The 7,496-nt window shown below is 51.4% G+C and carries 10 protein-coding genes; 7 read left to right on the top strand and 3 right to left on the bottom strand.

Annotation, left to right across the window (positions count from 1 at the left end):
- The coding region (gene pfkA / locus FBQ85_04740) for a 6-phosphofructokinase (GenBank protein ID MDL1874465.1) at positions 1-938 on the bottom strand (938 nt) is incomplete at its 3' end.
- A gap of 72 nt (positions 939-1,010) precedes the next feature.
- A complete protein-coding gene (locus FBQ85_04735; protein MDL1874464.1) occupies positions 1,011-2,192 on the bottom strand; it encodes a DUF2914 domain-containing protein in 1,182 nt (393 codons plus the stop codon).
- A gap of 181 nt (positions 2,193-2,373) precedes the next feature.
- Here FBQ85_04735 and FBQ85_04730 point away from each other — a divergent pair, with 181 nt between their 5' ends.
- From FBQ85_04730 to FBQ85_04705, 6 genes are all read left to right on the top strand, one after another.
- Entirely contained in the window at positions 2,374-2,865 is a 492-nt protein-coding gene (locus FBQ85_04730; protein MDL1874463.1) for a YajQ family cyclic di-GMP-binding protein, read from the top strand.
- Complete coding sequence (locus FBQ85_04725; protein MDL1874462.1) at positions 2,866-3,681, top strand: 1-acyl-sn-glycerol-3-phosphate acyltransferase; 816 nt, start codon at positions 2,866-2,868, stop codon at positions 3,679-3,681.
- Positions 3,678-4,031 carry a HEPN domain-containing protein gene (locus tag FBQ85_04720; GenBank protein MDL1874461.1) on the top strand — a complete coding sequence of 118 codons (354 nt, stop codon included), beginning with the start codon at positions 3,678-3,680 and terminating at the stop codon, positions 4,029-4,031. Before FBQ85_04725 ends, FBQ85_04720 begins: the two co-directional genes overlap by 4 nt.
- 2 nt (positions 4,032-4,033) lie before the next feature.
- Positions 4,034-4,303: a hypothetical protein gene (locus FBQ85_04715; protein ID MDL1874460.1), complete on the top strand. Its 270-nt coding sequence runs from the start codon at positions 4,034-4,036 to the stop codon at positions 4,301-4,303.
- Positions 4,304-4,425: 122 nt separating this feature from the next.
- Positions 4,426-4,770 carry a hypothetical protein gene (locus FBQ85_04710; GenBank protein MDL1874459.1) on the top strand — a complete coding sequence of 115 codons (345 nt, stop codon included), beginning with the start codon at positions 4,426-4,428 and terminating at the stop codon, positions 4,768-4,770.
- Positions 4,763-5,533 (top strand): KilA-N domain-containing protein, encoded by a 771-nt coding sequence (locus FBQ85_04705; protein MDL1874458.1) that lies wholly within the window; start codon positions 4,763-4,765, stop codon positions 5,531-5,533. The genes FBQ85_04710 and FBQ85_04705 overlap by 8 nt, the downstream gene beginning before the upstream one ends.
- A 597-nt stretch (positions 5,534-6,130) precedes the next feature.
- On the opposite strand, the gene FBQ85_04700 is transcribed toward FBQ85_04705, so the two are convergent.
- A complete protein-coding gene (locus FBQ85_04700) occupies positions 6,131-6,367 on the bottom strand; it encodes a hypothetical protein (GenBank protein ID MDL1874457.1) in 237 nt (78 codons plus the stop codon).
- A 68-nt stretch (positions 6,368-6,435) separates the two neighbouring features.
- On the opposite strand from FBQ85_04700, the gene FBQ85_04695 reads away from it, so the two are divergent.
- Positions 6,436-7,479: a hypothetical protein gene (locus FBQ85_04695; protein MDL1874456.1), complete on the top strand. Its 1,044-nt coding sequence runs from the start codon at positions 6,436-6,438 to the stop codon at positions 7,477-7,479.
- Positions 7,480-7,496: the final 17 nt, after the last annotated feature.

The following is a 7,496-nucleotide window of genomic DNA, read 5'->3' as shown; positions in this document are numbered from 1 at the left end:
CTCAGATCGAGATTCTTCTTGTTTGCAACGACTTCAGCCAGCGGCGTCGTCGCGATTTCATTTTTGAGCATGCCCACCAACACGCCGTGTGTGCCCTGTGCAAGCTGCTCGGTTGCTTCTGCGCCCAGCCGGGTTGCCAGCAAACGATCGTATGCGCCGGGCACGCCGCCGCGCTGCACATGTCCGATCGTGGTAACACGCAAATCAAAGCCGAGCGTCTTTTTATGATCAGCAAAATAATGCGCCATGGCCTCGGCGTTGTATTTTGCGCCTTCCGCAACCACAACCAGCGCATGCGCTTTGCCGCGTTCGTAAGCCGCGCGCAAATCCGCCGCCACGATTTCAGGATCGGCCTCCACTTCCGGAACGATGATCGCCTCTGCGCCGCCGGCGATGCCGGCCATCAAGGCAAGATAGCCGCAATCACGGCCCATCACCTCCACGAGGAACGCACGTTGATGCGACGAGGCTGTGACTTTGAGACGATCGATCGATTCCAGCGCGATGTTGAGCGCCGTGTCAACGCCGATGGTGATTTCAGAGCCATAAAGATCATTGTCAATCGTCGACGCCACACCAACGACGGCAAAACCGGTTTGCGACAACGCGTGTGCGCCGGTTTGCGAGCCGTTGCCGCCAATTACCACCAAGCCGTCAATTTGGCGCTGGCGCAGCGTGCGCAATGCCTTCATGCGGCCTTCGTCGGTGCGGAATTCCGGACAGCGTGCGCTTCCTAAAATGGTTCCACCGCGCTGCAATATGCCGCCAACATCGCGCGCGCCGAGCGCCACGAAATTATCGTCAATCAAGCCGGCATAGCCGTGGCGCACACCGAAAACCTGCCAGCCCTTGTCCACCCCGGTGCGCACCACGGCGCGAATGGCGGCGTTCATGCCCGGCGCGTCACCCCCGCTGGTTAAAACCGCAATACGTTTCATTTATCGTCCTTGAGATCATTTGCAAATGCAGCGGCGAAGGTAGCGAAAATAGACGTCCAAAGTCAAGGCCGGTTACAAATGGTCAACCTTAAAATCAGTTGGTTTCTCCGAGGCTTCATAAATGTTCAAGGAGATGCGTCCGAGCAGGCGCCCGCTTTCGGTGCGGACTTCGACGCGCCACTTGCCCGGTTCGGCGTTGCGCTTGCGCGTGAACCAGCGCCAGCCGCCATCGCGGCCGCCGCGCGCGGTGTAGGCAATTTGATCGCGCGTGACCCAATCGCCCTCCTCGTTTTTCTTTTGCCAATGATGCACGATGCGCTGTTTCAAATCCGTGGGCGCAAAAATGGCGGCAAAACAATAAATCGAATCGCCGGGCGAGTAGGCAAAATTACGATCGTCGTCTTTGTAGAATTGCCACCAGCGCGGCTGGGTATATTTGACTTCATAGCGTTCGTCAACCCGGCGCACACTGCGATAGATGCCTCCGTCTTTTAAGGCAAGCGGCACCGGCGGCATCCAATTGAAAAAATAAAAAATGATCTGCACCGCAAAAATCACCAACGGCGTTTTGAGCAATGTGCGGAGATCCCGTTTGAAGCCCGCCATGTCTTTGCCGTAAATCGCAAACCAGATGCCCGCCATCAGCAGCAGGCTCAGCACGCCGCTGAGCAAAAACATGAAGGCATTCATGACGCGCGTCACCACCGGCAGAAAAAACGTGAGAAAAGCAAAACTACAGAAAAAATAAATCGCGCCCAGCGTGCGCACGCTTTGGAAGCGGTGCGCGAAAAATTCATTGGCCAGCATCAAGGCCACCAGCAGACCGATGAACAAATATGCGTCCGCCACCGCCGCGCTTTTGAAGTAGAACACAACATAACTCGACAACAAGCTGCCGAACAAAAAATGCAGCGCGAACGTAACCCATTCCAGGCGGGCGCTGAGCCAGGGCGCGCGCAACTGGCCGCGTTCCACCCGCCCGAGAATGATGAGCAGCACGCCGGCGAGCAGCGTATAAACCAGCAGGATGACATTGTCGATCCAGGCATCGATGCGCGTGAGAGTGAGTGAATCGTATAAGAAACCCGCGACGAATGCGATGACCGGGATATATTTTTCGTAGCGCCGGTAGGTCGCTTCGCCTTTTTCCTTGAGTTGCCGGCCTTGTTGTAATTTTTTTTGATAATATTCGTCTGATTTTTTTCGGTACTCTGCAATGCGTTGCTTAAAAGCGGAAATTTGGGTTTCAAACATATGTTCTCCCTCGCGACTTAAGAAACTTTTCTCCGATTGCTTGATCAAAACACGATTCACAGCAAACCGCCGTCGAAAAAGCCCTTGCGAATCAGTCAAGCTGGCCGTACATTAACGCGACAATTTATCGAATTACCGCCTGGATTTCAAGGGCGACCACCAAATTCAGCAGGAAAAAGCCATGCCATCGTTTGACATTGTCAGCGACGTGGATTTGCAGGAAGTCGACAACGCGCTCAACAATACCAAAAAAGAATTGGCGACGCGCTACGACTTTCGCGGCTCCCACACCACGCTCGAACTCAACAAAAAAGAAATGAAGATCGAACTGCACACGGAAGACGAGATGAAGGCGCGCGCGGTGCGCGAAATTCTGTCGATTCATCTGGCCAAGCGCAAAATCGACCCGCGCGCTGTGGAGTTCGGCGAAGTCGAACCCGGACAGGGCAAAACCGTCAAAGTCGAGATCAAAATCAAAAAAGGCCTGGATAAAGACACCGCGCGCGAGATCGTCAAACTGATCAAAGATAGCAAACTCAAAGTGCAGGCCGCGATCCAAGACGAGCAAGTGCGTGTTACCGGCAAAAAAATCGATGATCTTCAGGCCGTCATCAAACTCGCGCGCGAAAGCAATGTAAAAGTTCCGTTGCAGTACGTCAACATGAAAAGCTGATTGATCGACGCCAAACCGTTTGCACGATTCCACGCCAGGAGACGCATCATCGAAAACAATTCTGTCAGCGGGCTGCGCACCGCTTATTTGACCGTCATGACGCTGCTGGCGCTGATCACCGGCATGCTTGTCATCATCGCCGTCAGCATACTGACGCTCGGGCAGGCAAAAAATTTTCTCGTCTCGAAATTCGGCGGCTGGATGGGACGCTTCGTCTTGTTTTGTGCCGGGGTCAAAATCAAGTTCGAATATCTGCAAAAACCCACGCCACATCCCGCGATTTACATCGGCAATCACAGTTCGACGCTGGATATTTTTTTGATTCTGACCATGCAATTGCCGGCGGTGCGTTTCGTGGCGAAACATGAATTTCTCTATAACCCGCCGTTTGCGATTATGGGACTGCTCACCGGCCAGATCTTTATCAAACGCCAGGACTCCGAGCGCGCCATTGCCACGCTCAACCGCGCTTACGCGCGCATTCGCCGGCAACGCCTCTCGCTGTTTCTGATGCCGGAGGGCACACGCATGGAACACGGCCAAATCGGGCCGTTTAAAAAGGGCGCGTTTCGCATGGCGATGGATCTGCAATATCCCATCGTGCCGATTTATTTTGGCGGTGCGCGGCGGTTGTGTCCGGGAAAATCGCTGCAAGTGCGCCGCGGCACCGTGCTGCTGCGTTTCAATCCCGCCGTGGATACGCGCGATTGGACGCCCGAAAATCTGGATGAAAACGTCGCGCGTGTGCATGCCGATTATCTACGGTGGCACGAAGAGTTCAATCAAAACTATGAGGCAATGCTGTCGGCTTTTTGAAGAAGGCGCAAGACAATCTCGCTCTGGCAAAATACTGCTTTGAAAACGGCTACTACGACGCCTCGGCCAACCGCGCGTATTATGCCGCTTTTCAGGCGGCAATCTCAGCGCTGGCGGTTACGGGAATCACCAGTTCAAAACCCGAACACAAATGGACGCAATCTACTTTCAACTCCGAGTTAATCAAGCGACGAAAAATCTATCCCAGCAGATTGGGTTCATATTTTGTTGAGATGATAAGAATTCGAATCAGAGCATTTTATTCGGATGAACCCATCAGCAAGAAAGCCGCATCACGGCAGGTTGCCAAGGTGGAAGATTTCGTGACCACCATAGCGAAGGAGTTGTAACCATGATCAATTTCAAGCAGCAAGAACTCATCGACAGACTATTGCAGGCCGTCAAAGAACAATATCCCGAAGTTGAATTAATAAATGTAACCGAAAGTCCGGAAGATCCTGCAGACTTGTTGATCAACGTCACTGCGCCCGATGATGAAGACCGTGAGCTTGAGCTTTCGGAATTCACCAGCCAATTGTCCACGGACATTTTGCAGGATTACGGCTATTTGATTTTGGTGATGCCGCGCAAAAACGGCAAACCGGCGGGCGTGACGGCATGAGGCGGCGTTGAGGGCTAAAATTGCGGGGCTCTCTCCCGGGCGAAATTCCACGCTCGATTTCTCACTTCAACGAATTCAAATACGACATTTCGTAGCCGCCGCCCCTCGTGGGCGGTTGTGACATGACAGGAGTTGAGTTTTCCAACATCGACCCGCAAGGGATCGCGACACAAAATAACATGCCCAACGATTTCAAATTCGACGTCTTCCTCAGCCACAGCGCGAAGGACAAACCGGTAATGCGGGTGCTGGCAAACCGGCTGAAAGAAGATAAACTGCGCGTGTGGTTTACGAGAGCCACTCCCCTCCCCCCAGGGAGAGGGTCGAGAAGCGTCGCAAAACACTTGCGTGCTCGTGCTCTGCATGTCGGCGAATGTGTTCGGCTCGAAAGGAGAAAAATACAAATGGCAAAGATCAGTGTGAAAGGCCGGGATATCGCCATCTTCCGGCAAAAGGAAGATGATTGATTATATCTGCATCACGGATATTGCGAGATTCAAAAATTCAGACAGAACTGATGATTTAATCAGAAACTGGCTGCGGAACAGGAATACCATTGAATTTTTAGGAATCTGGGAGCAGTTGAACAACCCTGATTTTAAACCCGTCGAATTCGACGGGTTTAGAAAACAAGCCGGACTTAACAGCTTTACGTTAACCCCAAGCCAATGGATTGAAAAAACAAACGCAATTGGTATCATATCCAAACCGGGCCGTTACGGCGGCACCTACGCTCACAAAGATATCGCTTTCGAGTTTGCGTCTTGGATTTCAGTGGAATTCAAGCTTTATTTGATCAAAGAATTCCAACGCCTGAAAGAAGAGGAGTTGAAGCAGCTCGGCTGGGACATCCGGCGCAATCTTGCTAAAATCAATTATCGCATTCACACCGACGCCATCAAAGAGAACCTAATTCCGCCGGAATTGACGCCACACCAGATCAACTTGATCTACGCTTCGGAGGCGGATGTTTTAAATATGGCGCTCTTCGGCATGACCGCGAAGCAATGGCGCGACAGCCATCCGGGTGAGAAGGGCAATATTCGCGATTACGCCAATGTGTCGCAGCTTGTGTGTCTCTCCAATTTGGAGAATCTGAATGCCCTGTTCATTCAAGAAAAGACACCGCAAGCGGAACGGTTGCGCAAATTGAATCAGATCGCCATTCAGCAAATGAAACTGCTCACGGACGATACCAGAGTGAAGCAGCTTGGGGCGGGAGGCAAATGATGCTCGACGATTTTCAATATAAAGTAGTCCTCGCCCCTTTGTGGGCGAATGTAGCGTGCAATGAGTTTCGTTTTTCACCATCGCCCCACAAGCGGGCGTGACTACAAAAGCCAAAAACAACATGCCCAACGATTTCAAATACAACGTTTCGTAGCCCCCGCCCCTTGTGGGCGGATTTTGCAAGCAACCAGTTTCGTTTTCAAACATCGACCCACAAGGGGTCGCGACTACAAAAATCAAAAACCATGCCTGACGATTTCAAATACGACGTCTTCCTCAGCCACAGCACGAAAGACAAGCCGGTGGTGCGCGAGTTGGCGGACCGGCTGATTCACCGATGATGAGATTCGGCGTTTGCGACGTGGTAGTGTGGTAAGGCACAAGTTGAAACAAAAGCAAAGCTAATCATGCAAAAACAAAGAGCCGCCGAGAATGCGCAAAGAGTTTCTTTTGCCAACCCCGTCAGGGATGGAATGTTTATAGTTGCTGCATCAAATTCATCAAAAACCGCGTAGTGGTGACATGCAATCTTAGTCCTGCACATGCCACTCCTATCAGAGTTTTGATCTTAAAAATGTAACCGAGCCTATTAACATTTCACGCCTGCGGCGTTTGACTACTTGCAATCAACGCGCAATAGATCTGCTCTGAAAAACTTTGCGTTTTCTCTGCGCCTTGGGGCCTTGGCGGCTTTGCGTGAATTTTTTCTTTTTCTGTCGGATAGCCGCAAACGTGTCCGGCGAAATTGGCTGAAAAGCCTGCTGCTTTGATGGAAGTTATGGGAAGGCCCGTTTTATGATGATCTTCGGCACGGGGATACTGCTGTTGATTCACATTAGCGAGGCAAACCTCTGAATGTTGCGGGAATTCGATTAACCCAAAATTTCACGCCAAGGAAAATCATGACTATTCGAATGAAACTGCCGCTGAACGCTTATTGGGCGTTTTTTGTTTCGTTTGCACTGGCAATTTTTATCGTCGAACTGGGGATTGTCAACTCGATTTATTTTGCAGAAAACCCAGATGTCATCTCTCTCGCCCTCACACTCGATTTTGCCCTAGGCATTCCGGCGCTGTATTATTTTTTACTCGTCCGCAAAAAACAAGCGCCGGCCATCACTCTCATTCCGGTTATTATTCTATCGTTGATCATTGCCGGTTTCGTCCTGCCCTCGTCTCAGCAAACCTATCTCGATTGGCTCAAAAACCTCATTCCCGTGCTTGAGCTGATCGTTCTGGGGTTTGTCTTCAGCAAAATTCGGAAGATTGCGCACAGCTTTCACGAAGCGAAACGAAGCGAGATTTATGTCACGGACGCCCTCACCGCCAGTGTCAAGCAGGCGCTCGGCAATGTGCCGGGACTTGGATTTATCCTGACGGAATTCTCACTTCTGTACTTTGCTTTTGCCGGCTGGTTCAAGAAGTTTTCAAGCTCCGATCCCGGCCACCTCCCATTTTCGTATCACCGTAGAAGCGGCTATGCCGCCATTGCCGGCGTTGTGCTGCTGGCTTTGATCACGGAAACGACGGCCTTACACCTGCTGTTGCAGCGCTGGAGCGCACTCGCCGCGTGGATTTTTACCGGGCTTAGCATCTATAGCGCATTCTGGCTGCTCGGGGATTATCACGCCATGCGGCTTCATCCGATTGTTCTCACTCGGGAATTTTTGTATCTTCGCATCGGTTTGCGCTGGCGGGCTGTCATTCCGCTCGCTGAAATTATTGACATTCAAAATTTCAGCCCGCGTGAAAAAAAAGCCGCTGATTACTTGCGCTTAACAGTTTTTGGCGATCCGCGTTTCGTTATTCAATGCAAACAGCAAGTGATGGTATCGGGATTATTTGGCATCAAACGCGAAGTGCGTCAAATCGGTTTAAGCGTTGATGATGAAAAATTATTTCGGGAAGAATTGCGCAAGCGCCTTGCAATGCCTGCTACGATTTAAAGAATTCGGCCAAAAAG

It is taken from the genome of Cytophagia bacterium CHB2 (genome assembly GCA_030263535.1).
Taxonomy (GTDB): Bacteria; Zhuqueibacterota; Zhuqueibacteria; order Zhuqueibacterales; family Zhuqueibacteraceae; genus Coneutiohabitans.
Note: the sequence above shows the minus strand (reverse complement) of the source record. Positions and strands in the feature narration are given on the sequence as shown.

Bases quoted from the DNA above. Each gene is read 5' to 3' on its own strand.
- FBQ85_04735 (MDL1874464.1), bottom strand. From the start codon at position 2,192: ATGTTTGAAACCCAAATTTCCGCTTTTAAGCAACGCATTGCAGAGTAC.
- FBQ85_04730 (MDL1874463.1), top strand. From the start codon at position 2,374: ATGCCATCGTTTGACATTGTCAGCGACGTGGATTTGCAGGAAGTCGAC.
- FBQ85_04715 (MDL1874460.1), top strand. From the start codon at position 4,034: ATGATCAATTTCAAGCAGCAAGAACTCATCGACAGACTATTGCAGGCC.
- FBQ85_04710 (MDL1874459.1), top strand. From the start codon at position 4,426: ATGACAGGAGTTGAGTTTTCCAACATCGACCCGCAAGGGATCGCGACA.
- FBQ85_04705 (MDL1874458.1), top strand. From the start codon at position 4,763: ATGATTGATTATATCTGCATCACGGATATTGCGAGATTCAAAAATTCA.
- FBQ85_04695 (MDL1874456.1), top strand. From the start codon at position 6,436: ATGACTATTCGAATGAAACTGCCGCTGAACGCTTATTGGGCGTTTTTT.